The 26,564-nt window shown below is 49.9% G+C and carries 22 protein-coding genes; 1 reads left to right on the top strand and 21 read right to left on the bottom strand.

Annotation, left to right across the window (positions count from 1 at the left end; all coding sequences use genetic code 11):
* Window positions 1-125: 125 nt before the first annotated feature.
* Genes ABJU74_RS02595 through ABJU74_RS02570 form a run of 6 tightly spaced genes read right to left on the bottom strand, consistent with a single transcriptional unit; the run spans window position 126 to window position 6,497 of the window.
* Window positions 126-866, bottom strand: a complete 741-nt coding sequence (locus ABJU74_RS02595; RefSeq protein ID WP_348382953.1) for an HAD family hydrolase — start codon at window positions 864-866, stop codon at window positions 126-128.
* Window positions 863-1,771 (bottom strand): aminotransferase class IV, encoded by a 909-nt coding sequence (locus ABJU74_RS02590; protein WP_348382952.1) that lies wholly within the window; start codon window positions 1,769-1,771, stop codon window positions 863-865. The genes ABJU74_RS02595 and ABJU74_RS02590 overlap by 4 nt, the downstream gene beginning before the upstream one ends.
* Window position 1,772: 1 nt before the next feature.
* Complete coding sequence (locus ABJU74_RS02585; RefSeq protein ID WP_348382951.1) at window positions 1,773-3,044, bottom strand: amidohydrolase family protein; 1,272 nt, start codon at window positions 3,042-3,044, stop codon at window positions 1,773-1,775.
* 51 nt (window positions 3,045-3,095) lie between these two features.
* Window positions 3,096-4,493: a dihydrolipoyl dehydrogenase gene (gene lpdA / locus ABJU74_RS02580; protein ID WP_348382950.1), complete on the bottom strand. Its 1,398-nt coding sequence runs from the start codon at window positions 4,491-4,493 to the stop codon at window positions 3,096-3,098.
* Between the two features lie 21 nt (window positions 4,494-4,514).
* On the bottom strand, window positions 4,515-5,138 hold the full coding sequence (locus ABJU74_RS02575; protein ID WP_348382949.1) for an NAD(P)-binding domain-containing protein: 624 nt from the start codon (window positions 5,136-5,138) through the stop codon (window positions 4,515-4,517).
* A 48-nt stretch (window positions 5,139-5,186) separates the two neighbouring features.
* Complete coding sequence (locus ABJU74_RS02570; protein WP_348382948.1) at window positions 5,187-6,497, bottom strand: pyruvate dehydrogenase complex dihydrolipoamide acetyltransferase; 1,311 nt, start codon at window positions 6,495-6,497, stop codon at window positions 5,187-5,189.
* A gap of 148 nt (window positions 6,498-6,645) precedes the next feature.
* Between ABJU74_RS02570 and ABJU74_RS02565 the strand changes: the two genes are divergently transcribed.
* On the top strand, window positions 6,646-7,101 hold the full coding sequence (locus ABJU74_RS02565; protein ID WP_348382947.1) for a universal stress protein: 456 nt from the start codon (window positions 6,646-6,648) through the stop codon (window positions 7,099-7,101).
* On the opposite strand, the gene ABJU74_RS02560 is transcribed toward ABJU74_RS02565, so the two are convergent.
* The 15 genes from ABJU74_RS02560 to gorA form a co-directional block, all read right to left on the bottom strand.
* On the bottom strand, window positions 7,098-7,625 hold the full coding sequence (locus ABJU74_RS02560; protein ID WP_348382946.1) for a peroxiredoxin-like family protein: 528 nt from the start codon (window positions 7,623-7,625) through the stop codon (window positions 7,098-7,100). The two genes, ABJU74_RS02565 and ABJU74_RS02560, sit on opposite strands and share 4 nt — an antisense overlap.
* Before the next feature lie 58 nt (window positions 7,626-7,683).
* Window positions 7,684-9,972: a ribonuclease R gene (gene rnr / locus ABJU74_RS02555; RefSeq protein WP_348382945.1), complete on the bottom strand. Its 2,289-nt coding sequence runs from the start codon at window positions 9,970-9,972 to the stop codon at window positions 7,684-7,686.
* A complete protein-coding gene (gene proS / locus ABJU74_RS02550; RefSeq protein WP_348382944.1) occupies window positions 9,972-11,507 on the bottom strand; it encodes a proline--tRNA ligase in 1,536 nt (511 codons plus the stop codon). Before proS ends, rnr begins: the two co-directional genes overlap by 1 nt.
* Window positions 11,508-11,556: 49 nt before the next feature.
* On the bottom strand, window positions 11,557-12,177 hold the full coding sequence (phaR, locus tag ABJU74_RS02545) for a polyhydroxyalkanoate synthesis repressor PhaR (RefSeq protein WP_348382943.1): 621 nt from the start codon (window positions 12,175-12,177) through the stop codon (window positions 11,557-11,559).
* 198 nt (window positions 12,178-12,375) lie between these two features.
* Window positions 12,376-13,431, bottom strand: coding sequence for an alanine racemase (alr, locus tag ABJU74_RS02540; RefSeq protein ID WP_348382942.1), 1,056 nt, complete (start codon window positions 13,429-13,431; stop codon window positions 12,376-12,378).
* Between the two features lie 18 nt (window positions 13,432-13,449).
* On the bottom strand, window positions 13,450-15,087 hold the full coding sequence (locus ABJU74_RS02535) for an MFS transporter (RefSeq protein ID WP_348382941.1): 1,638 nt from the start codon (window positions 15,085-15,087) through the stop codon (window positions 13,450-13,452).
* A 21-nt stretch (window positions 15,088-15,108) separates the two neighbouring features.
* A complete protein-coding gene (locus ABJU74_RS02530) occupies window positions 15,109-17,079 on the bottom strand; it encodes an acetyl/propionyl/methylcrotonyl-CoA carboxylase subunit alpha (RefSeq protein ID WP_348382940.1) in 1,971 nt (656 codons plus the stop codon).
* Window positions 17,080-17,081: 2 nt separating this feature from the next.
* Window positions 17,082-18,116: a biotin synthase BioB gene (gene bioB, locus ABJU74_RS02525; protein WP_348382939.1), complete on the bottom strand. Its 1,035-nt coding sequence runs from the start codon at window positions 18,114-18,116 to the stop codon at window positions 17,082-17,084.
* A complete protein-coding gene (gene scpA / locus ABJU74_RS02520; RefSeq protein WP_348382938.1) occupies window positions 18,113-20,263 on the bottom strand; it encodes a methylmalonyl-CoA mutase in 2,151 nt (716 codons plus the stop codon). Before scpA ends, bioB begins: the two co-directional genes overlap by 4 nt.
* Entirely contained in the window at window positions 20,263-21,048 is a 786-nt protein-coding gene (locus tag ABJU74_RS02515; protein WP_348382937.1) for an enoyl-CoA hydratase-related protein, read from the bottom strand. Before ABJU74_RS02515 ends, scpA begins: the two co-directional genes overlap by 1 nt.
* Window positions 21,049-21,115: 67 nt before the next feature.
* The gene (mce, locus tag ABJU74_RS02510) at window positions 21,116-21,550 is read right to left on the bottom strand and encodes a methylmalonyl-CoA epimerase (RefSeq protein WP_348382936.1); all 435 of its coding nucleotides are present in this window, start codon (window positions 21,548-21,550) and stop codon (window positions 21,116-21,118) included.
* Complete coding sequence (locus tag ABJU74_RS02505; RefSeq protein ID WP_348382935.1) at window positions 21,547-22,491, bottom strand: DUF808 domain-containing protein; 945 nt, start codon at window positions 22,489-22,491, stop codon at window positions 21,547-21,549. The genes mce and ABJU74_RS02505 overlap by 4 nt, the downstream gene beginning before the upstream one ends.
* A gap of 10 nt (window positions 22,492-22,501) precedes the next feature.
* The gene (locus ABJU74_RS02500; RefSeq protein WP_348382934.1) at window positions 22,502-24,028 is read right to left on the bottom strand and encodes an acyl-CoA carboxylase subunit beta; all 1,527 of its coding nucleotides are present in this window, start codon (window positions 24,026-24,028) and stop codon (window positions 22,502-22,504) included.
* A gap of 110 nt (window positions 24,029-24,138) precedes the next feature.
* The gene (locus ABJU74_RS02495; RefSeq protein ID WP_348382933.1) at window positions 24,139-25,155 is read right to left on the bottom strand and encodes an NAD-dependent epimerase/dehydratase family protein; all 1,017 of its coding nucleotides are present in this window, start codon (window positions 25,153-25,155) and stop codon (window positions 24,139-24,141) included.
* Between the two features lie 59 nt (window positions 25,156-25,214).
* Window positions 25,215-26,561, bottom strand: a complete 1,347-nt coding sequence (gene gorA, locus ABJU74_RS02490) for a glutathione-disulfide reductase (protein ID WP_348382932.1) — start codon at window positions 26,559-26,561, stop codon at window positions 25,215-25,217.
* Window positions 26,562-26,564 lie beyond the last annotated feature (3 nt).

Genomic DNA, 26,564 nt, shown 5'->3' with positions numbered 1-26,564 from the left:
ATGGGCCTCCTCATAATATGCTGCGCTTTTAACATAAAATTTGTTGGCATGCTATGGGATGAACGCAAAACTATGTCACAAACAGGTCAATCAGATTGATCGAGATCGGAATAAATATCTAAGGATTAGAGAATCTTGATTCTATATTCTGACAATTGATTGTAGAATTTTCGGCAGATATTAGCGACGGCGCGTTGCTCCGATGTCAAGTTTGTTTTCGTTTGTTTTACTGGCGCAAAGCCAGTTGTTTTGAGCACTTGCCCATACCAATGCGAGCCCCATATTCCATCGGTTTTTCGGGGGCCAGGCAACCAACGCAGCATGGCAGGATCCCACCTGATCTCAAGCGCGGTACATAGGGTCTGCAAATGGCTTTCCGGATCACGCAATATGTCGGCACTGTCCAAAATAATGGGTGGTTTTCCGGTGATTTGCGCTGCTTGATCGACATATTGTAACTGTCTTTCATAACCCAAATCTTCAGGTGTAACGGTAACGTTTTTAGCCGCATAGCTCGCAACAACCTGGTTTGGGTCTCTGATAAGAAAGGCGTGACGATGATGGGGAAAATCGGTTATATCGATATTGCCGACCATGTGGTGGGGCATATGTTTTTGATACCATAGTCGATTGTTATCAGGGATCGGCCCACTCATAGTTTGGGCAATGCTGTCCCAATCGGTATCCATGGAAGCAATAATTTCGTCCGCCATCGGCTGCCGAATGTCGGTTTTTGACAGAAAAGCGCCGTAAAATGGTTCATCTGTCACAACGCAGTCGCTGCGACTTTCAAAACTGCGCATCATTGCTGTGGAAATATTACGCGGTCCTGACCACATTGCGATGCGCACAGGGACTGACGTCATATTGCCGTGTCACTTTCAATCAGATGTTTATAAAGAGATTGAAGACGCTCGACCATCGGTCCCCTGCCCTGGCTCAATATGCGGCCATCCACTTCAGTGGCGGGTACAACCCCGGCAAAAGTTCCGGTTACGAAGGCTTCATCCGCGCCATAGACATCGGTCAGCGAGAAATTCTTCTCATATACCGGAATATCATTTTCTCGGCACAGCTGGATAACATTGCTGCGCGTAATTCCACCAAGGCAATAATCCCCGCTACTGGTCCAAACCTCGCCCTTGCGAACAATGAAGAAATGGGTGCTGTTACAGGTGGCTACAAAGCCCTGAGGGTCCAGCATTAACGCTTCATCCGCCCCGGCCTGAGTGGCTTGAATACAGGCGGTGATACAGTTTAGTTTGCTATGCGAGTTTAGTTTCGGATCCTGCACAGCTGGATCGCCGCGCCGGACATGGACGGTGAATAGCCGGATACCATTCTCTACCGTGCTAGGTAGAGCCTCCTTATATTCCGGGATGATCACAATCGTGGCTGGTGATATGACCACACGCGGATCCTGATAAGGCGTCGAGCGGATACCGCGCGTCACCATCAAACGAATATGGCAAGCGGTCATGCCATTCGCCTCAATCGTCTCATAAAGCCGTACAATCAGCTCTTCACGGCTGATCCCGATATCCATCGCAATGGCTTTGGCGCCTTCGAAGAGACGGTCCATATGCGCCTCGAGAAACGCAATCCTGCCCTTGTGAACACGCAACCCTTCCCAGACCCCGTCGCCAAGCATGAAACCACTATCAAAGACGGATATCGTGGCTTCCGCACGCGGTGTTATGACCCCGTTTACATTGATCAGGATCGTTTCATTGCGTGGGTCTTCGATATAATCATGCGTTCCTTTAGCCATTTCATTGTCCTTTAATGAGCGCACCGCCCTTCACCACAATATCGACATCTTCCAATTCGCGCACATTGACAAGTGGATCGCCATCAACCGCGATGAAATCGGCATAGTATCCGGCGCGTATTCGTCCGACCTGATCGGCTTTGCCCAGCGCATCGGCGGCACTAACTGTAGCGGCTCTGATCGCTTCAAGCGGCGTCATGCCGTAGTCCACCATGATTTTAAACTGCCCGCCAGCAATGCCGTGCGGCATAACGCCTGCATCGGAGCTAAATACCATTTTCACGCCCGCTTGATGAGCAGCACGAAAATTGTCGCGTTGCAGCTGAGCAATCTGCCGGTCTTTCAGAAGGTTTTCCTCAAGCACGCCGTTTTTTTTGCCTTCAGACTGCGTATATTCCGTGTTGAAAATATCCATGCCGAAATAGGTGCCGTTCTGGCGCGCCAGTTCAATCCCTTCTTTGTCCACTAAGCTAGCATGTTCAATGGTGGTAAAGCCTGCGCGAATAGCCGTTTTGATGCCTGCAGCACCATGAGCATGGGCGGCGGTTTTGAGGCCCCACAGCTTAGCTTCATCGACAATCGCACTGAGCTCTTCCAAGGTTAATTGCTGCTGACCTGGCTCGGTATTGCGCGAGAACACGCCGCCAGTGGCGCAGACTTTGATGACCTCAGCCCCATATTTTCGCTGTTCGCGAACCTTTTTGCGCAATTCTGCTGGTCCATCACCGACGGCAGGTGATTTAGCCTTAAAGGAAGGTGGCAAGAAGGTTTGATCACAATGGCCGCCTGTTGCGCCCAATGAATAGCCTGCTGGAGTGATCCGCGGACCAGCAATCAGACCTTCATCAATCGCCTGTTTGTACGCGATATCGGAATAGTTATCGGACCCGACGTTACGAACGCTGGTAAAGCCGGCTTCCAGCATTGCTCGGGCATTGGCGACGCCCTGCACCGTGAAAAACTGGTCGGTAAATTGCAGACTGCTATAGCCGCCATAAATCGGATTGGCGTCGAGATGAACATGCATATCGATCAAGCCAGGGAGAAGGGTCACATCGCCCAGCGCCACGGTGCGCGCATCCGCTGGTTCAACCGGATCATTCTGATCAGTCACCCGGGTGATTTTACCGTCGGTTACTATTATGACAGGGTCATCGATCATTTGGCCGCTATCGACGTCCAGCATCCGGTCAGCCGTATAGACAATGGTTTCCGCATTGGCAGTTGCAGAGATGGTAAAAGATAACGCCAGTAAGCCTTTGATCGGAATCATTGATTGTTCCCTTTTTAATTTCCTCTCGCTTTTGGGAGAGAGAAAAATCGACTACATATGCAAAACCCGCTCATAGGCGTCGAGCACGCTTTCATGCATCATCTCGCTGAGCGTCGGATGCGGGAAGACGGTGTTCATCAATTCCGCTTCGGTCGTTTCCAATGTTTTGCCAACCGTATAGCCCTGGATCAACTCGGTTACTTCAGCGCCGATCATATGCGCGCCGAGCAGTTCGCCGGTTTTCGCATCGAACACAGTTTTGATGAAACCTTCCGTTTCGCCCAGCGCAATCGCCTTGCCGTTGCCGATAAACGGGAAATTGCCGACTTTGACGTCATGACCAGCTTCCTTGGCCTTGGCCTCGGTCAGGCCGACGCTGGCAATTTGCGGATGGCAATAGGTGCAACCCGGGATATTGTTCACATCCATTGCATGAGGATGGCCGCCCGCAATCGCTTCCGCAGCGATTACGCCTTCATGACTGGCTTTATGTGCCAGCCATGGTCCGCCAGTGACGTCACCAATGGCATAAATGCCATCGATATTGGTACGGCACATCGCATCTGTCTTGATATGGAAGCGCTCATCCGGTTCGATTCCGAGCTCGTCAAGTCCGACGGTTTCGACATTGGGCTGAATACCGACCGCGACAATCACATGGGTGAAGTCATGGCTGGCTTTCTTGCCCTTATTGTCTTCAATCTCCGCCTTAACGCCCTTAGCTGTTGTCTCGATGCTTTTGACGCCAGCGCCGGTCATGATGGTCATGCCCTGTTTTTTCAGCGATTTTTCAAGAAATTTAGAGATTTCTTCGTCTTCCACCGGCACGATCCGGTCCATCATTTCGACCACAGTCACATCAGCGCCCATGTCATTATAGAAGCTAGCAAATTCGATCCCGATGGCGCCAGAACCGATAACCAACAGTTTTTTGGGCATTTCCGGCGGCGTCATGGCGTGGCGATAGGTCCAGATGCGCTTGCCGTCGGCCTTGGCAAAGGGCAGATCGCGGGCACGAGCGCCAGTGGCAATGATGATATTCTTGGCGGTGAGCTCTTCGTCGCCCTTTTCTGTTTTAACCGCGACCTTGCCTTTTTCGATAATCTTGCCGTCCCCCATTATGACGTCAATCTTGTTCTTTTTCATGAGGCCAGTGACGCCTTTATTCAGCTGGTTTGCCACACCACGAGAACGCTTCACCACGGCGTCGAGATCGGCACTGATCTTTTCTGCTGCCAATCCATAGTCGGCGGCATGCTTCATATTATGAAAGATTTCAGCCGATCGCAGCAACGCCTTGGTTGGGATACAACCCCAGTTGAGGCAAATACCACCTAGATTTTCGCGTTCAACAATGGCGGTTTTTAGGCCGAGTTGCGAAGCGCGGATGGCCGCGACATAGCCACCAGGGCCAGAACCGAGGACGATGAGATCGTAATTTTTTGTCATAAATTCAGTCTTCTACTTTCATTATTTGCCGGGCATTAGATACCAAGCCGAGTGCGGTTCCATATCATGCTTAAATGCTTGATCAATCCACACCATCGCTAGCGGTTCAAGCTTGCGGGCGTTGATGAGTTGGCCATAGTCAATCGGATTGAAACCAATGTCGCGCAACAAACCACTAACGACTTGCTTTGCATCCTCGTCATCTCCGGCGACGAACTGGATCGGACGATTGGGATAATCATGCGCCATACCCATAACGGGAGAACCCACTTGATTAAGGGCTTTTACCACGAAGGCATCAGTGCGCGCAGCGATCATTTCTGCAGCACTATTATCAAAACCCAATGCCAATTCCAGACCATTGTCGCCCATTTTTAAAGGGTTATTGCAATCGATCAAAATCTTTCCAGACAGATCGCCGCATTGTGCGAGCGCTTTAAGGGCGACAGACCAGTCCACTGATAGAATGACGACGTCTGCACCTTGCGCCGCGTCGGGCGTAGATTGAAGCGGGATCCCATCACCATTTTCGTATTTCTCATCATCTGGATTGCGGACGCCATAGGAGACATCATGCCGGGCTTTATTAAAAGCTGGTCCTAACACGCTGCCGACGCGTCCTTTTCCAATAACTGCAATTTTCATAGAGGTTCTCCTTTTGGGGGTATGGGAACCACTGTGAAGCGAGCCAGTTTAGGCCAGCATCCCCAATGGGTTTTCCACCAGCTCTTTAAACACCTGCATCAATTGTGCACCATCGGCACCGTCAATCGCTCGGTGGTCAAAGCTGCCGGTTGCGCTCATCACCGTCGCTATTTGCAGGCTGTCGTCGATCACATGGGGGCGTTTCTGCCCTGCACCAATGGCCATGATCATCGCTTGAGGCGGATTGATCACGGCATCGAAATTCTTGATGCCGAACATACCCATATTGGAGATGCTGGCGGTGCCGCCCTGATATTCGTGCATCTTGAGCTTGCCGTCCTTGGCGCGGTCCGCGAGATCTTTCATTTCAGTGGAAATGGCGCTGAGCGACTTGGTGTCGGCGCTGGTGATAATCGGAGTGATCAAACCTCCGGGGATGCTGACAGCGACCGAAATATCGGCACGGGCAAAAGTTTTCAGCTGATCGCCGTCGATCGAGACATTGCATTTCGGTACTTGCATCAGCGAAACGGCCAGCGCCTTGATCAGCAGGTCATTGACCGACAGTTTGATGCCGCGCGGTTCCAGCGTCGCATTAAGTTCGCTGCGCAGCTTGAGCAGCTTGTCGAGCTCTATGTCCACCGTCAGATAGATATGCGGTATGGTTTGTTTTGCTTCGGTCAGGCGGCGGGCAATGGTTTTGCGCATGCCGGATAGTTTTTCGGATGTGTGCGGAATATCGAAATCATTGGCCGTTGGTGCGGGGGCAGCCGCCGCAGCGGTGACCGCCACTGGAGCCGCGGCGGCGCTTTTGATTGGCGCTGATCCTCCCTCAGCAGCGTCAATATCGGCCTTGATTATCCGTCCGCCTGGGCCAGAGCCAGCGATATTGGCAAGATCGACACCTTTATGTTCCGCTAGGCGGCGTGCCAATGGGCTCACTTTGATCCGTTGGGCACCGCTTGGCGCTGCGGTTTGCGTTGGCGCTGTAGGCTTGTTCTCTCCCACCGGGGAAGCCGTAGCTTCGGGTGCTGATACCGCTTCCTGTTGGGGTTCAGGGGCTTTTTCCGGCGACGCAGAAGCTGTTTTGGCATTGGCAGCATCCGCCACATCTTCATCTTCTTCCGCCATGATAGCGATCACTTCACCCACTTTGACATTGTCCGTGCCCTCGGCAATTATGATTTTTGCAATCGTACCCTCATCAACCGCTTCAAACTCCATCGTCGCTTTGTCGGTTTCAATCTCTGCCAGCAAATCACCAGAACTGACTTCATCCCCCTCTTTAACTAGCCACTTGGCAAGTGTCCCCTCTTCCATTGTCGGTGACAAAGCGGGCATTTGAAGGTTGATCGGCATGGAGAGGAAACCTTTATTCTTTTGAAGTGTAAGAGCGTTTATGCGCAAAAGGAAGCAAAGCGCAAGCAGTGTAAATCTTGCATATCACAGCCTTTTGTCGCAAGCATGGATTTAATAAAAAAAATACGCTGATAGTTGGGGATTTTTCATGCGTACTTACCTAGTGGTTATTGACGAAACCGAAGAGGCCAGTATCGCGCTGCGTTTCGCCTCTCGCCGGGCGATGAAAACAAACGGCGCGCTGCATATTTTAGCCCTTGTAGAGAGTGAGGGCTTTGTCGCTTGGGGCGGCGTTCAAGCAACTTTGGAAGAGGAAGCCAAAAACAGAGCGGAAGCCCTTGTATCGAGTGCCGCTGGAACCTTATTTGAAGAAACCGGGATTCGCCCTTCCATCACAGTGAAAGAAGGAAAAGGCCCAAAAGATGTGTTGAAGCTCATGGGCGAGGTCGACGGACTAGCGGCCTTGGTGTTGGGCGCAGCAGCTCAGGGTGCTCCCGGCCCTCTCGTTACCCATTTCGCGGCAACCGAAGTGGGAACATTGCCCTGCCCTGTGATGGTTGTTCCCGGCTCCTTGAGCAAAGAAGAAATTGATCGCCTGAGTTAAGAGGCGCCAACTTCGCCGCGCGCGGGATAATTATGCGCCAAAGCATAATCGATACCCATCAACAATTGATCCAAGGGCGGTCGTGTAAAGGGCATGCTTTGTATGCTCGCGAAATATAGGGTCTGATCCGGGCGAACCAAGAACAATGCGGGTTCGGAAAACAGCATAGGTTCAGCGCTGTCTGGGCGCCCGGCAGATAAATAGAGCCCCAAAGCACGCGCAGTGGTTTCGGCCAGCCCGTAGCCCAGCAATAATTCATCAATCCCCCATTTTTCAGCAGATTCCTGCGCGCGGCTTTCTTCATCCATACTAATCGCAACTGCGGTCACGCCCCGCTCGGCAAAGTCGGACAACTTTTTCTGCAGATCACGCAATTGAGTTTTGCAAATTGGGCAATGCAAGCCGCGATAAAACAAAAGCAAAGTAAAATTATCGCCTGCCCGCTGGCTTAACTGGAACCGCCCGCCATCGGTCAACGGTACAGTAAAATCGGGAAGTTTTTCAGTCGGAATAGCAACAGGCATAAAGATATCCTTTTATGGTTTACCTTGCCTATTCGCGATAAAGAACCGCTTGGTTACATTATCGACTACGGTGCTTTATATTTCCTGGGCGGCCCCGTTTTCCTTTACGGTGGCTTTTGGGTTTTCCGCTGTTTCGTCCGCGTCCGCGGGAATAGGACCCCGCCATATGATTGGCCCCTTCAGCCAGTTCAAACAAGAGACTGCCGGTTGCAGGATTGGCTTCGACCAAACGCAAATCCAATCTTTGCCCAATCTCATATTTGGTCCCGCTGTCCACGCCTTCCAATTGCTGTTTCTGTTCGTCATAGTCGAACCGCTCAACCCCAAGTGTCCGAACGGGAACCAGACCGTCTCCACCGAGACTTTCAACCGTTGCGAAAAATCCAAAATTTTGCACGCCCGTGATGCGGCATTGCAAGACTTGACCAACATGATCAGATAGATGCGCAGAAATATAACGATCTACGGTTTCGCGCTCGGCCATCATTGCTCGCCGTTCGCGTTGGCTGATTTTTTCCGAAATCAAATCTAAGGATCCAATGGATTCTTTGTTCAATCCGCTTAGGGCCGGAATAAGATTTTGCTTTGGTTTGGGTTGTTCCAGATCGCAGGCGCTAACCAAGGCGCGGTGCACGACCAGATCGGCATAACGGCGGATAGGGCTGGTAAAATGCGCATAGCTGCCAAGTGACAAACCGAAATGACCCAAGTTACTGACGCCATAATAGGCTTGGGTTTGACTTCGCAGCACTTGCTCCATGACCAGCGGTAATATTTCTTTCTTGTCGACCTTATCGATCAACCGGTTGAACACAGCCGGTTTGATGACCTGGCCCATGGCAAAACTGACATCGAAACTTTTCAAATAGTCCTTAAGCGCGATGAGTTTTTCTCGAGAAGGCGTTTCATGCACCCGGTAAATCAGGGGTGCTTTTTTGGATTCCAGTTTTTTTGCGGCCGCTACATTGGCTGCAATCATGAAATCTTCTACTAAGCGATGAGCGTCCAGACGCTCTCTTTCTGCAATTTCAGCGATCCGGCCTGCATCATCCAGAACAACACGTTTTTCTGGCAAGTCGAGATTAAGCGGTTCCCGAGCAGCCCGCGCTTTTGCCAATAATTTCCAGCAATTCCATAAAGGTGTCAACGCTTCGGATAACAAAGGATGTGCAATCGATCCATCGATCGCTGCTTGTGCGTCTTCATAAGCAATATTTCCGCGGAGCCGAACAATCGCCCGGGTAAAGCGAGATTTTGTTACTTTGCCTTTTGCATCAATAATCAAATGACAAGCCAGAGCAGCCCGATCGACATCCTGCTTTAACGAACAAACATCGGTTGATAGCGCTTCGGGCAACATCGGAACCACGCGATCCGGAAAATAGACGCTGTTACCACGTTTATAGGCTTCGCGATCCAATTGGGTTCCGCTGCGGACATAGAAAGAGACATCCGCAATTGCAACAATAGCCTTGAAACCGCCTGCATTGCCTGGGTCATCATCTTCCATCGCCCAAATCGCATCATCATGATCGCGCGCATCTGCAGGGTCTATGGCTATAATCGGCAGATCGGTTAAATCTTCTCGATGATCTTGGCTTAAATTGAGTTTTACTGCTTGCTCCGCTTCATCCAGCGCTTTTGCCGTAAATTCTTGCGGAATCTCATATTTGTGAAGCGCGATCAGACTGAAAGATTTGGGTGCGAAAGGATCACCTAATATTTCTTTGACCCGCGCTCTCGTTTGAGCGCCGCGACCGGTTGGTTCCGCCAAGACAAGATTGCCAACTTCAGCATCGCCAAGATCAGCTATGGCTGTGCTACGGCGGATTTTTCGATCCACTGGCTTCAACCAGAACCGGTCTCGTTCGTCCTTTTCAATCACGCCCATAAGCATATCGCTGCTCTGCGCGATTTTTTTCATCATGAAGGCGATATGGCCCGATCCTCGCTCCTCGGTTCGCGCCAAAATCCTGTCGCCAACCGCCAAAGCCGCACGCCGTCCTTTTTCCTTGATACGAAGGCGCGGTGCGGGAACCTTATCGGCATCCCAACGATCGGGCATACCAATGGCTTCGTTACCATCTATTTCTACGATTTTGAGAACAGTAACTTTTGGAATGCCTCCCATTTTGTGGAAGGCGCGTCCCGGGCTGCTATCTATTAAGCCTTCGTCCGCCATGTCTTTCAACAAGGCTTTCAACGCAATTTTATCTGATCCGCGCAACTGAAAAGCCTTGGCAATCTCCCTCTTACCTGCAGGTTGATCGGATTTCTCAATAAACTCCAAAATCTGTTTGCGCGTCGGAACCTGCCGAGGTTTGTGAGATTTGGAAGATCTTGCCATCAATAAGCTTTGCCGATGAGGATGCGTTCTACCGCGGGTTTACCGGTAAAAATGCATTCACCATCAGCGGAAACCGCCTCTTGGGGAACGTTTCGGAACGTCAATTTCAGTTTCTTCAATCGCTCTTCGATTTTTATCAAATCTTCGCCAGTTGCTTTACACCATTGGACTTCTAACCAACCGGGATATTTCTTATTCTCTTTGTAGAATTTTTCAACGTCTGAAAACTCGCTAACACCTTTTGTGATATTAGCTTCAAGGCGCGTTTTGGCTTCGTTGTGTAGCTTTGTTTGAATTTTTTCGAGCAGTGCGGGTGCCTGATCTGCAAATCCTGCCTTGCTCAATATCTGTGCATCGAGCTTACCATTTTCTTTATATAGGGCATCTCGGCGAAGGGCAGACACATTGCCTTCAGCAACGTCGCGCGGTCCTATTTCAAGGATCAAGGGAGCGCCTTTTTTTACCCAAGACCAGCGTTTATTTGAGGCTTTCGCTCCACTTTTATCCAGTTTTACGCGCACATTTTCTCCAAAAGCCTGCAGTCCAGACAATTGTTTGTGCAGTGAAGCGCAAAAGTCCAAGACAGCCTCATCCTCTGGTTTGTCACGAAGCATCGGTACTATAACTATCTGATAAGGTGCGATCAGCGGCGGAACGCGTAGTCCATCATCATCACCATGAGTCATTATCACGCCGCCAATTAGACGCGTCGATGTGCCCCAGCTGGTGGTATAAGCAAATTGAAACTGACCCTCTTTATCCTGGTAGCGAATATTCTGCGCTTTCGAGAATGTCTGCCCTAAAAAGTGAGAGGTTCCAGCTTGTAATGCCTTTCCATCTTGCATCATCGCTTCGATGGAATAGGTGGCATCAGCTCCGGGAAACCGCTCATTTTCGGGTTTTTCACCAGCGATTACTGGCATCGCCAAAACTTCTTCGGAAAAACTCCGGTAAAGCTCTAATATATCGAGTGTTTCTTCCATTGCTTCTTCGCGTGTGGCGTGGGCCGTATGCCCCTCTTGCCACAGAAACTCACTGGTCCGAAGGAACATGCGTGTTCGCATTTCCCAACGCACCACATTGGCCCATTGATTGATCATGACGGGCAAATCCCGCCAGCTTTGCACCCAGCGGGAAAAAGCTGTTCCGATAACGGTTTCAGAAGTCGGGCGAACCACCAGTGGTTCTTCCAGTTTTGCATCGGGATCGACGACCAGGCCTTCATTTTCGTCCTTCATCAAGCGATGATGCGTAACGACCGCCATTTCCTTGGCAAAACCGTCAACATGTTCTGCTTCTTTGGCGAAATAACTAAGCGGGATAAACAACGGGAAATAGCAATTTTCGTGGCCTGTCGCTTTGATGCGCTGATCCATCAAATATTGCACGCGTTCCCAAATACCATAGCCCCATGGTCGCATGACCATACATCCGCGAACGCCTGATTCTTCGGCAAGATCGGCTTCAGAAATAAGATGTTGATACCATGCTGAAAAGTCAGCTTCTCTTGTCACGGATAGCGCGTTTTTCTTCACGAATTAGAGTCCTGTCAGAAAATTGTTAGTCAAAAGGAAAGGCTGTAAACTAGTCGCCGAGATTGTCGATTTTAGATTGAATATCGGCCAATTGCTGCTTGAGCTCCATAATCTCTATGTCTTTTGCCGACAATTCTTCTTCTGGAGCCTCATCATCATTGGCTTTCTCACCCAAACCTAAAGGATTAAGCGCCTTTTCAACAACAGAACCCAAAGGACTGGACTTGAGTGCATTTTCAATCGTTTCTTGAAATTGCTTTTGATTTTTGACGGCCATTTGTCCCAATGGATTCTTGTTCAAAGCCCCCTCGACAGCTTCTTGAAACTGTTTCTGGTTTTTCCGGAAATTATCCATGGATGCTTCGAGATAGGACGGCATTAAAGACTGCATACTATTGCCATACATGGAGATAAGTTGGCGAAGGAAATTAACTGGCAACATATTTTGCCCGTTGCTTTCTTCGTCCACTATGATCTGAGTCAGAACATTATGGGTAATGTCATCCCCGGACTTGGCATCCACCACAACAAAGTCGACATCATCGCGAGTCATTTCGGCTAAAAAATCCAATGTAATATAATTGGATGTCTGCGTGTTGTAGAGCCGACGATTAGCATATTTCTTAATGATGATCGGACCATCGGGATCCGCTTTTTTGGATTTGGCCATGTTATCTCCTGTGAACCACACCGCATTTTGTCGAATTATTTTAGCACGATATGACTTCAAAAATCTTGAATATGTTCCTGCATTAGACAAAATTGTGCATTGCCGCAACCAAAGCTATAATCTCGAAACAAATGTGGGATATTACTCAGAGTTCGGCGGTAATTCTCTTGTGCAATTGCGATATGGCAACTGCTCAGTTTATGACCAATTTCGGGTGTAACGATGGCCCAGTCCGGTAATCAACTCATATTGCGACAAACCCGATTGCTGCGCGGCTATTGGCAATTCATATTCGGCAGAGAGCCAATCTCCTTCTCGCAATGATGACGCCTGCGATATATCGACGGCGATTAAGTCCATCGACACGCGGCCAAGCACTGGTAATTTATGGCCCTGATATAAAAAATATCCACGGTTCGAAAAGCCGCGCAAATAGCCATCGGCATAACCCATGGCCAATATGGCGATGTCATGCTGACGATCGGCGACATATTTTGCGTTATAGCCCAGCTTATCTCCAGTCTGCAGGCTTCTGCACTGGAGAATTTGTGTTTCCGGAAATACAACTTGCTTAATCTTGCCCGCCAATACTGGACGCGGAATACCGCCATAAAGGGACAGTCCGGGGCGCGTGCAATCAAAGTGATAGTCTGCGCCCAGCGCTATACCTGCGCTGTTGCACAGGCTTTTGCGGCGTCCGGTAATCATGGTGAGAGCGGCTTGATATTGCGCAAGCTGCTCTGCATTTTGCTTGGTGTCTTCATCCGCTGAAGCCAAGTGACTCATGACTATATCGACTTGCAAAGTGCTGACATCTATCTTTTTCAATTCATCAAGATTGATACCCAATCGGTTCATCCCGCTATTGACCATGATATCACAAACACGACCGGTTTGCTGCCAGCGCTGGAATTGCTCTATGCTGTTCAGCACGGGCTTTGCACGGGATTGGACGGCGTAAGTCATATCTTCCTCACGCACGCCATTGAGCACTGAAACAAGAACATCAGTTGGCAATATAGCTTCGATTTCCGATGCTTCTTGCCAGTTGGCGACGTAAAAATCCTTGCAGCCCGCGGCTTGTAACAGCCGGGAAACCGGTTCGGCGCCCAAGCCATAGCCATTGGCTTTTATCGCAGCCCCAGCGGTCGCTGCGCCGCTCAATTGATCGAGCGCTTGCCAATTGCTGACCAATGCTTCGCTATCCAAGCGCAAGCGTAGCGGCGATGGATTCTCTATTTTTTTGTCGCTCATCCAGCGGCGATAATCGCTTTAGGCGGCTTCGTCGAGAGCCGCTTCCGGATCATCGGGAATTCCCCACCAAGCCACAAGCACACCAAAGGCGACAACCACCCATGTATACCAGAGGCCAGAATAGACATCGCCCGACCGCGCAACAATATAGCCCGCGATGAGCGGCAGAAAACCACCCAGATATCCAGCCCCAATATGATAAGGAATGGACATGGAACTATAGCGGATTTTTGGGGGGAACATTTCTGACAACAAGGCGGCGACAGAACCATAGGTCAGCGCGCTCAATGCGCCAAGGACCAGCAGGATTGCGACAATACCGAATATACGCAATGCTCCGAGTTGTTGCTCCTCGAAATCAAAGCCTGACGCACTAAGTGCTCCACGAATTTCGTCTCGGCGCATTGCCCCGTCACCGAACCAACTGGGGTTGACGGTGATTTCCTCATTGCCCGCGAAGAGCTTCAACATTGATCCATCCGTTACAGTATATGCAACACCAGAGGCCGTTAGGGTCTCGAGAATCTTCCCGCAATCGCTCTGCTCTCGACTGAACAACTCAGCAAAGGGGTCAGTGCTACATGCTGTGCCTTCTACCCGAACCGGCGTGGCTTCTGATGCCGCTGACAGCCCTGGATTAGCGAGTTGCCCCAAGCCCCAGAAGGATGGGAAAAGAAGCAGCAACGACAGGATAGCACCAACGATAATAGGTTTCTTTCGCCCTACCCGATCCGACCATTTGCCAACCATTAAATAGAAAGACATGGCAATTAGTCCGGCAAAAAACAAAATGAGATCAACTGTCAGATCATCGACATTCATCGGGCCGCGAAGGAAGGACATGCCGGAGAAAAAGGCTGTATACCAGATCGTCGTCAAAATACCGGTAATGCCAAAGAGCGCGACAAATATCCGTTTTTTGTTGCCAGGATAGGAAAAGCTCTCGGTAAATGGATTTTTAGAAGTTTTGCCTTCCGCTTTCATGGCTTGGAAAACTGGGCTTTCGTTCAGTTTGAGCCGCATCCATAAAGAGATGCCGAGCAGTACGATCGACAACAGGAACGGAATTCTCCAACCCCAGCTGTTAAAATCTTCTGCGGGAATGAGAAAACGACAAGCCAAAACCACGCCAATGGATAAGACAAAGCCACCAGCAACGCTGGCCTGAATATAGCTGGTATAATAGCCCCGTTTTTCAGTGGGGGCATGTTCCGCCACATAGATGGCAGCGCCGCCATATTCTCCCCCCAAGGCCAGTCCTTGCAACACCCGGAGGAAAATCACGATAGCGGGCGCGGCAAGTCCTATGGTTTCTGCGCTGGGTATCAACCCCACGCCTGCAGTCGCGATGCCCATTAAAGTGACTGTGACCAGAAATGTATATTTGCGTCCCAATCGATCTCCAAGGAAACCAAAAAGGATTGCGCCAACGGGCCGAAAGCCGAAGCCCACTGCAAATCCAGCCCACACTAATAGTAATTGGAGCGTTTCGTTTCCAGACGGGAAAAAAGCTGTTCCAATTAAGCTTGCGAGAGTGCCGTAGATAAAGAAATCATACCACTCGAAAATCGTGCCCGCAGACGAGGCGCCGATGACCAAGCGGATTTCTTTGTCGGTTGGTTCTCGCTGCATCGCAGCGCCTGCCTCACTGGCCATCTTACCCTCCCCTATCGGCTATTATTCTAGTTCGAGTATCACCGCATCCACAGCAAGGCTATCCCCTTGTTCTGCATTGACCGATTTCACCACCGCATTTTTTTCTGCGCGCAAGATATTTTCCATCTTCATTGCTTCAACCACAGCGAGCGGTTGCCCCTCTTCAACCGTATCGCCTTCTTTGACATGCAAAGCGACGAGTAAGCCCGGCATCGGGCAGAGCAGAAATTTGGACATGTCAGGTGGAATTTTTTCGATCATATGCACGGCATGTTGGGCAACATGAGCCGGCAATACCTGGACCTTATGGGTTGCGCCATGGGTGTTCAGAGCGAAGCCATTTGCTGTTTTTGCAATTTTAACTGACAATGGTTCTTCGCCAATATACGCTAGAATCAGGCTGTCACCCGGTGTGTAAGCCACGGAAAGATCGACATCCTGATCATCAACCAAAATACCCTCTTCCGATACCGAGACTTTCTGGATCTCGTCGCCAATTTTTACTTCCCATTCTGATGGTGGCTGCAATCTTTGACCCAATTGATTGTCAATCCGCCGGGCACGATCGGCATGTGCGGTTGCGGCAAATGCGGCAATGGCGGCTAGGTTGCGATTTAGTTCCGATGTAGCCGGGGCGCCTTGAAAGCCTTCTGGATATTCCTCAGCGATGAAATTGGTCGTGATATTTCCAGACCGAAACCGGTCATGCTGCATCAATGCCGACAGAAAATCGATATTATGCCCTGGCCCTGTTATTTCAAACCGGTTGAGCGCGTCTATCTGGCGATCAATCGCCTCTATCCGGGTTTCCCCATAAGTGATCAGTTTAGCAATCATTGGATCGTAGAAGATGGAGACTTCACCGCCTTCAGCCACACCATCATCAACCCGGATACCATCTTCTGCTTCTGGCGGATTATATTTCACCAGACGGCCTGTCGAAGGCAAGAAGTTGCGATAGGGATCTTCGGCATAGACGCGATTTTCGACCGCCCAACCGGTCAGCGTCACGTCATCCTGCGTCAGCGGTAATTTCTCACCATAGGCGACGCGGATCATCTGTTCGACTAAATCAAGACCGGTTATATATTCGGTAACGGGATGCTCGACCTGCAAGCGGGTATTCATTTCGAGAAAATAGAAGCTCTTGTCCGCGCCAACGATCAGTTCCACCGTACCCGCGCTGTGATAATCCACAGCTTGTGACAAAGCGACGGCCTGTTCACCCATTTTCTTGCGCATGTCGGGATCGACAAAGGGAGATGGTGCTTCTTCAACGACTTTTTGATGGCGGCGCTGGATAGAACATTCGCGCTCGCCCAGATAAATGACATTGCCATGTTTGTCGCCAAGTACCTGAATTTCAATGTGACGTGGCTGTTCGATAAATTTCTCGATAAACACCCGGTCATCACCGAAACTGGCCAAGCCTTCACGTTTCGTGGCTTCAAAACCTTCGCGGACGTCTTTCTCGTTCCAAGCGAGACGCATGCCCTTGCCGCCACCACCAGCACTGGCTTTCATCATTACCGGATAACCAATGCCGCCCGCGATATCGACCGCATGTTCGGTGTCATCAATTTCGCCAATATGTCCGGGAACCACGCTGACACCGGCCTTCTCAGCTAATTTCTTCGATTCAATCTTGTCGCCCATGGCTGCAATCGCATTGGGTGGTGGCCCGATAAAGGCAATGTCATTCTCCGCCAATTGCTCGGGAAAACTCGTCCGTTCAGACAAAAAGCCATAGCCCGGATGCACCGCTTCTGCGCCAGTTTCTTTGCAGGCAGCGATAATTTTGTCCGCGATAAGGTAAGATTCCGCAGCCGGCGAAGGTCCGATATGCACGGCTTCATCCGCCATTTGCACATGGGGTGCTCTGGCATCTGCATCGGAATAGACAGCAACCGTCTTGATACCCATTTTCTGAGCGGTCCGGATAACCCGGCAAGCGATTTCACCGCGGTTTGCGATAAGAATTTTATTGAACATATTTATTCAGCTGCCTCTAAAGTGTTTTCCCGTTGTTCCGCTTCCATCGGAACCAAACCCAATTTCTCAAACATGGCTTCATCCGCGTCGTCTCCGGCATTGCCGGTCGTCAGCAATTTGTCACCGGTAAAGATACTGTTCGCCCCTGCCATGAAACACAGCGCCTGCGTGCTTTCTGACATGGATTCTCGTCCAGCGGACAGGCGTACCATGGATGCAGGCATCGTAATCCGCGCCACCGCAATGGTGCGAACAAACTCAATATCATCAATTTTTGCCAACGGTGTATCGGCCAGCATATCGCCAAGCACGGTACCTTTTACTGGAACCAGCGCGTTTACAGGAACGCTTTCCGGGTGCTTCGGCAAGGTCGCCAGCGCATGTACAAAACCCACTCGGTCTTCGCGCGTCTCGCCCATACCGACAATTCCGCCAGAACAGACATTAATTCCGCTGGTTCTAACATTTTCGAGAGTCTCAAGGCGATCGCCAAAAGTTCGGGTTGTGATCACCTTCTCATAATGTTCCGGTGAGGTATCGATATTGTGATTATAATAGTCGAGACCCGCATCAGCTAGCATATCAGACTGTTTCTTGGTCAGCATCCCCAGCGTCATGCAGGTTTCCATGCCCATCTGCCGGACGCCTTTAACCATTTCAATAATGGCTGGCATGTCCCTGTCTTTCGGGTTGCGCCACGCCGCCCCCATGCAAAAACGAGAAGAACCTCGGTCTTTTGCTTGGGCTGCAGTTTGCAATACTGACCGCACATCGAGCAATTTTTCCGCTTTCAAGCCGCTTTCTGCATGGGCGGATTGATTGCAATAACCGCAATCTTCCGGGCATCCCCCAGTCTTTATCGACAATAAGGTAGAGAGTTGCACCTGTCCGGGCGTATGAAATTGCCGATGAACCGTTGCCGCTTGAAACAGCAGCTCATCAAAAGGAAGGTTAAAAAGTTCCGCAATTTCTTCGCGAGACCAATTTTGTCGAACATCATTATCAGTTTCGGGGGATATAGTCTCAGTCTCGTTCATTCAGCGGCTTCCTCGGTTTCAGGTGGCATATTGTGGCCTAGCAGGCGCAATATATCCGCGGCACATTCCACAATATTGCTACCGGGTCCATAAATTCCGACTACTCCAGATTTTCTAAGGAATTCATAGTCTTGTGGAGGAATAACACCGCCAGCAAACACTTTTATATCGCTGCGACCCGAATCGCGCAGCATGTCCACCAGCTCCGGGATAAGCGTTTTGTGACCAGCAGCCAGGCTAGACGCGCCAACCGCATCAACATTTTCTGACAGCGCCAAATCGCGCGTTTCCGAAGGCGTTTGAAATAAGGGCCCTGAAATTACGTCAAAACCCATATCGGTAAATGCGCTAGAAACGACATTAGCGCCGCGATCATGGCCGTCTTGCCCCATTTTTGCGACCAAAATCTTGGGTTTTCGACCGAGACGCTGCGACACGGCATCTACGCCATCGACGACCAAAGCATATTGCGGATCGCCTTCATAGGCGGCACCGTAAATACCTTTTACGGGTGTGGGCTTGGTTGCATAGCGGCCAAAAGCCGCTTCCATGGCATCGGAAATTTCACCCAGAGAAGCGCGTTTGCGCGCAGCATCGACCGCCAAAGCGAGCATATTACCGTCGGCTTTGGCACCGTCGGTAATCGCTTTCAATGACGCCTGACAGGCCGTCTCATCACGCTCTTTGCGCATCTTATCCAGTCGCGCAATTTGGCCCTGCCGTACTTTGGCGTTGTCAATATCAAGCGTTTCGAGCTGATCTTCGTCTTCTAGAACATATTTGTTCACGCCGACAATGACATCATCACCTTTATCAACTCGCGCCTGTCGGCCTGCCGCCGCTTCTTCGATCATGCCCTTGGGCCAGCCATCGGCTACGGCTTTCGCCATACCGCCTTCACTTTCCACCCGTTCGATAATTTCCCATGCTTTATCAACCAGTTCGTCGGTCAGAGCCTCGACATAATAGCTTCCGCCCAGTGGATCGACCACTTTGGTAATGCCGGCCTCTTCCTGCAAAACAATCTGCGTATTCCGCGCAATACGGGCTGAAAAGTCAGTGGGTAGAGCTATGGCTTCATCCAAAGCATTGGTGTGCAGCGATTGGGTTCCACCCAAGGTTGCAGCCATGGCTTCTATCGTGGTTCGGATCACGTTATTATAAGGATCCTGCTCTGTCAGAGACACACCTGATGTCTGGCAGTGGGTGCGCAGCATTTTGGAACGTTCCGATTGTGCGCCCAGATCGGTCATCACACGATGCCACAAGGTTCGAGCAGCCCGCAATTTGGCAACTTCCATGAAGAAGTTCATACCAATTCCGAAGAAAAAGCTTAAACGTCCTGCAAAAGCGTCAATATCTAGCCCTGTTGCCATGGCTTGTTTAGCATATTCGCGGCCATCGGCAATGGTGAAAGCCAGTTCCTGTACCGCTGTCGCGCCCGCTTCATGCATATGATAGCCACTGATCGAAATGCTGTTAAACTTCGGCATATGTGCGGATGTATAGGCAATAATATCCGAAATGATCCGCATTGAAGGCGCAGGCGGATAAATATAGGTGTTCCGAACCATGAATTCTTTGAGAATATCGTTCTGGATTGTGCCGGCAAGCTTGTCCTGAGACACGCCCTGCTCTTCCGCTGCGACGATATAAAATGCCAGACAAGGGATAACCGCCCCATTCATGGTCATTGAAACCGACATGCTATCGAGCGGAATGCCGTCAAACAGGATTTTCATGTCCTCGATGCTGTCTATCGCAACGCCGGCCTTGCCAACATCGCCTACAACTCTTGGATGATCACTGTCATAGCCGCGGTGGGTGGCGAGATCGAATGCGACGGATAGGCCTTTTTGACCCGCCGCCAAGTTGCGCCGGTAAAAGGCGTTGGATTCTTCTGCGGTTGAGAAACCAGCATATTGGCGAATAGTCCACGGCCGCCCGGCATACATGCTGGCTTTCACCCCGCGAGTAAATGGACCAAAGCCCGGAAGCCCCGGATCGATCCCCTTATCGGTCGCATCATCGGCCGTATAAAGCGGCTTAACAGCGATACCTTCGGGTGTTTCCCAAGTGAGATCGCGCCCCTTCACTTCTTTGGTGGCAAGCGCTTCCCAATCATCAATCGTCGGTTTATCAGTCATTATTCGCCCTTAAATTCGGCCTTCCGCTTTTGCAGGAAGGAAATCGCACCTTCGCGAGCATCCTTGCTGTCACCGGCCAGTCGCTGGCCTTCTGCTTCTTTAAGCAACGCTGATGCATAATCACTTTCTAACGCGGCGGCCAGATTTTGACGCATTACACCCAAAGCAACAGTCGGGCCTGCGGCCAATCTTTTTGCCAACGTTTCTGCTTCTCCCATTAACGCATCATCGTCGACACATTTATAGACTAATCCCCAATCTGCGGCTTTTTCGCCGGGAATTTTTTCACCGAGCATCATCATTTCTGTTGCGCGGGCTTTGCCAACCAGTCGCGTCAACATCCAACTCGCTCCACCATCAGGAACTAATCCAATGTTTACGAAGGCTTGGAGAAAATATGCTGATTTCCCGGCAATCGCAAAATCACTAGCCAAGGCGATCGAACATCCAACCCCTGCCGCTGGGCCATTAACCGCTGTAATGGTCGGAATATTGAGTTTGGCCAATTTCAACATGAGCGGATTATAATGCTGGTTCAACGCAGCATAAGAGCCCTGCCCGCCCGACAAAGCGCTATCGCCGCCTTTGGCTTGCAGATCGGCTCCAGCACAAAAAGCACGGCCCTCACCAGTTATGATAACGACCCTTGCATCCTCCAGTTTGTCCAGTGCGAGCAATAAATCATCCGCCATATCCAAAGAACAGGCATTTAATCGGCTTGGCTGGTTCAACGTAATCGTTGCCACCTGATCGGCTATGTCCAGCTTGATATTCTCGAATTCCATATAACATCCTTTATGCGTCGACAGAGCGGCCTAAGCCCGGGTCAACTTTACCTAATATTGTGACGGATCAGTGATCCTTCGGCGTTTCCATGACCTCGGTTAGCATCCCGCCCATATCCTTGGGATGCACAAAAAAGATAAGCGTGCCATGCGCCCCGATCCGCGGTTCACCAAGAACACGCTTGCCCATGGCTTCTAACTCGGACTTGGCGATTTGGATATCAGGCACTTCAAAGCAGATATGATGCTGCCCGCCCAAAGGGTTTTTGGTTAGGAAACCATGGATCGGACTTTCTTCCCCCAATGGTTCGATCAGTTCAATCTGCGTGCCATTGCCGGGGCCATCGGCGGGTGTGTCGACAAAACAGACTTTGACTCCCTGTGCAGGCAAGTCAAACGGATCATGGATTTTGGTTGCGCCCATAACGTCTCGCCAATGAGCGATGCTATAGGGGATAGAAGGCGTCACCACGCCGATATGATTCAAACGGCCGAGTTTCAATGCGCTTCTCCGTGCGGGATTATTTTGTGCACCAATGGCGCAATTACAGCACCAATACCAACGCCCATAAGACCCGATAAAACCGCAAAACTAATCCCGCTTGCAAATTGTTGTGCCGATGTCGGGAAAAGGCCAACAAGCGGATGCGAAACAATATCAATCAAATGTTCTGGTCCGTGCCATCCGATCGCCGCGATATTGTGAACCAGCAAGCCGCCTCCAACCCACGCCATAGCCAATGTTCCGATGATCGAAATAGCGGTGAGCAGTTTTGGCATAAACGCCACCAACCCGCGACCAAAGGACCTAATAAGTCCTTCGTTTTCTTTGGCCAAGTGCAAGCCAAAATCATCCATTTTTACAATCAGAGCGACCGTTCCATATACACCCACGGTAATGACAATTCCAATGAGGGCGAGGATTATCCCTTGTTGCCACCAAATCTCATCCGTCACCTCGGACAGGGCAATGGCCATAATCTCCGCTGAAAGAATGAAGTCGGTCCGAATGGCGCCCGAGACCATTTCATCTTCCCGTCCGGGACCTTCTATAATGGCGGGTTGATCATGTTTGGTGGTTTCATCAACATGAAGCCATTCCAAAATTTTCTCAGCAGCTTCATAACATAAGAATAAGCCGCCAAGGATCAAAATGAACGGAATGAGAAACGGAGCGAACTGACCGAGCAACACGGCTGCGGGCAAGAGGAAAAATAACTTGTTCTTGATCGATCCTTTGGCAATCTTCCAAATCATTGGCAATTCGCGCGATGGGCTGAATCCGGTAACATATTGCGGCGTGACTGCAGCGTCATCAATGACCACGCCAGCAGACTTAGCTCCTGCTCTGGCGGCGGCAGCACCAATATCATCAATCGAGGCTGCGGCGACCTTTGCAATGGCTGCAACGTCATCAAGGAGAGCGACTAATCCGGTTGGCATAGCTTATCTCTTACAACGGAATATTATCATGCTTCTTCCAAGGGTTTTCCAACTCCTTGTTGCGCAGTTTTCGTAACCCCAGTGCCACTCTGCGACGTGTCGAATGCGGCATTATCACCTCGTCCACAAACCCCTTTTGCGCGGCGATAAACGGGTTGGCGAAACGGTCTTCATATTCCTTTGTTTTCTCGGCAATTTCCTCTTCGGTCTTGCCGCGGAAGATAATCTCGACCGCTCCTTTCGCCCCCATGACCGCGATCTCAGCAGTTGGCCAGGCATAGTTTAGATCACCGCGCAAATGCTTTGACGCCATGACGTCATAGGCACCACCATAAGCTTTTCGGGTAATGATCGTGATTTTGGGCACGGTTGCTTCGGCATAGGCAAATAGCAGTTTAGCGCCATGTTTGATAATGCCATTATGCTCCTGCGAAGTGCCGGGCAAAAAGCCAGGAACATCGACCAAGGTAACGATCGGGATGTTAAACGCATCACAATAGCGGACGAACCGAGCGGCTTTTTTTGAAGCATTTATGTCAAGGCAACCAGCCAAAACCATTGGTTGATTGGCGACAACGCCCACAGTTGCACCTTCCATACGACCAAAACCACAAATTATGTTGCCGGCATGGCTTGCTTGAACCTCGAAAAAGTCGCCTTCGTCCAACATTTTTGCGATAACTTCATGCATATCATAGGGTTGATTGGCATTGGCTGGAACAAGCGTATCCAAACTTTCTTCCAGTCGATCCCATGGGTCGGCTGTCGGGCGCTCAGGAACTTCTTCGCGATTGCTAAGTGGCATAAAATCAATGAAATCCCGCGCCGCAAGTAAAGCTTCTATATCGTTTTCATAAGCCACGTCTGCAACGCTGGTTTTTGTTGTGTGGGTAATCGCACCACCTAATTCTTCTTGTGTAACGATTTCATTTGTGACGGTTTTTACAACATCAGGGCCGGTTACGAACATGTAGCTACTGTCTTTCACCATGAAGATGAAATCCGTCATCGCCGGTGAGTAAACCGCGCCGCCCGCGCAAGGTCCCATGATCAAGCTGAGCTGTGGAACAACACCACTTGCCAAGACATTTTTCTGAAATACATCGGCATAACCACCTAAAGATGCGACGCCTTCTTGAATACGCGCACCTCCGCTGTCGTTAATGCCAATAACCGGTGCGCCTACTTTCATAGCATTGTCTAATATTTTGCAGATTTTTTCCGCATGGCGTTCGCTCAATGATCCACCGAAAACTGTAAAATCCTGAGAAAAAACGAAAATCAATCGGCCATTAATTGTACCAGATCCGGTAACGACACCGTCGCCGGCGATTTTTGTCTCTTCCATGCCGAAGTCTACACAATTATGCTCCACATACATGTCAATTTCTTCGAACGATCCTTCGTCCAATAATATCTCAATACGTTCTCGAGCTGTGAGTTTACCCTTTGCATGTTGGCTATCAATGCGTTTTTGTCCGCCGCCAAGCATGGCTTCAGCGCGTTTCGCTTCCAATTGTGCGATAATGTCTGACATTTTGTCCTCGATTGTGAATCACTAGGTGTGATATGACCTAGTCAATGCACAACCAGTTATGCAATCGTCAATTAAAATTAATTGATTGATTAAATTTCAATTGAAACCACCTAAACCGTAACGACACCTCGAGATAAAAGACTGTTAGCGGTATCGATCAGTGATTGTTCCACAGGCCGCATAGTCCATGCCAATTTATCCTGAGAGTAAGTGCCGGTAACAACACGGCGTTTGCCCAATTCGGATTTTATACCGCGAACTTCTGAATTTATCAGTCCGAAAACCGTTACCAACCAGTCTGGCATTTGACGAGTCGGCACCTTTTGCGCCTTGTCACCCAAATTGTCTCGAAGGACCTTGGCCATTTCAAGAAATGACAAAGTCGGCCCCGCTGCCAAAAACCTATCGCCTGCAATATTATCTGCCATCATGGCTTTCACATGCAAATCAGCGACATCACGAACATCTACGAGCGGAAAGGAAATATCCGGCGCCATTGGCATACTGCCATCCATCAATTGTTGTACTGCCAATACAGAAGCCGAGAAGTCGGCATCAACGACCGGACCCAAAACCATTCCGGGATTGACGGAACAATATTCAATCACATCACCATTTTTCGCTATCCAGTCTCGAGCAGCACGTTCGGATATTGTTTTTGATTTGGTATAGGCAGAAGCATCCGGATGGTTTTCGTCGGTCCAATCACTTTCATCAAACTCGTGAACACCGCGCTCAACGCCATAGGACACGGCAGCCATGGATGAAGTGTGCACAAATCTTTGAACTCCAGCATCTTTTGAAAATTGGAGAGCGCGTAATACGCCATCACGCGCCGGCAAGATTAAATCGTTTTCATGTTTAGGGGTCGCTGCCATAATGGGCGACGCAATGTGCACCATATGACTACAATCAGCCATGGCTGCCGCCCAGCCTTCATCATGCATTAAATCAGCTTGAAAAAACTTAAGCTTGTTGCCTGCTTCTGGAAATCGCCTATGCGCATCGGCTTCCCGCGCTATTGATCGGATCGTGGTATTGACGTGCCACCCTTCATCCAACAATTGCCGGATTACATATGTGGCAATATAGCCTGTACCACCTGATACCATCGCTGTTTTTGTCATATCCAGTCCCTTTTTTCGAACAAGATAAGATTCCGTTCTAATCTGTCCAAATTAAACTGTTATTTTAGTAACACTAACTCCTCGGCCATGCTCGGGTGAAGCGCGATTGTATCATCAAATGCTTGCTTGGTTAAACCAGCCTTGACGGCAACAGCCGCTGCTTGGAGTATTTCAGGTGCATCGGGACCAATCATATGCAGTCCCAAAATTTTTTCACTCGTGGCCTCAACGATCATTTTGTATAAACTGCGCTCCGCACGATCAGCAAAAGCATTGCGCATCGCCCGAAAATCCGACGAATATATTTTGATATTGCCATATTGATTGCGGGCTTCTCCTTCGGTCAATCCAACGGAGGCGATGGGCGGCTGTGAAAAAACGGCAGACGGGATGTGATCATAGTCCACCGTTTTGGGCGTGTCGTTAAACACAGTTTCTGCAAAAGCCTGACCTTCGCGAATGGCAACCGGTGTGAGTTGCACGCGATCCGTTACGTCACCCACAGCATAAATATTTTCAATATTGGTTTGGCTATATTCATTGACTTTAATGGCCCCTTTTTCGTTGGTTTCGATTCCAACGGCGTCCAGTCCCAAACCTTCTATCTTGGGACGGCGCCCAGTTGCTGCCAAAACAACATCGGCGCGGACTGGCGGTTTGCCATCCATAAAGACATCCAAAGCGCCATCATCGCGCTTTTCAATTTTGTCAAAAGTGCAGTTAAACTTATAATTTATGCCTTTGGTCATGGCAATCTGCAGCAATCGATCACGCAGACTTTCGTCATAGCCGCGCAAGATGACATCTGACCGATTAACGACATAGACCTCGCTGCCCAGACCATTGAAAATACCGGCAAACTCATTGGCAATATATCCACCGCCCGAAATAATAACGGTTTCAGGTAGTTTATCGAGATGAAACATCTCGTTAGACGTCAACATATGTTCATTGCCCGGGAATTCCGGCACATCAGGCCAAGCGCCCACGGCTATTAAGATAAATTTCGCCGTCACAACCTTACCACTGGCGAGCTTTACATCATGAGCGCCGACAATTTCTGCTCGCTCCAATATGATTTCGACATCATGGTTGTTCAATGTTTGGGTGTAGGCGTCATTTAACCGATCAACGTCCTTAAGAATATGATCGCGTAATTTGGTCCAATCAAATTTGGCATTTTCCCAAGTCCAGCCAAAATTCTTTCCATCTTCCAATTCTTCTGAGAAATGAGAACCGTAGACCAGCATTTTCTTAGGAACGCAGCCGCGGATTACACAAGTTCCGCCGACCCGATATTCTTCTGCAACAGCGACTTTTGCACCATATGAAGCCGATACCCGAGCAGCTCGCGTGCCGCCTGAACCCGCGCCGATAACAAACAGGTCATAATCATAATCCGACATTTT

Origin of the sequence: Parasphingorhabdus sp., assembly GCF_039982415.1 — a bacterium.
Taxonomy (GTDB): Bacteria; Pseudomonadota; Alphaproteobacteria; order Sphingomonadales; family Sphingomonadaceae; genus Parasphingorhabdus.
This window is presented reverse-complemented; position numbering and strand designations above follow the sequence as displayed.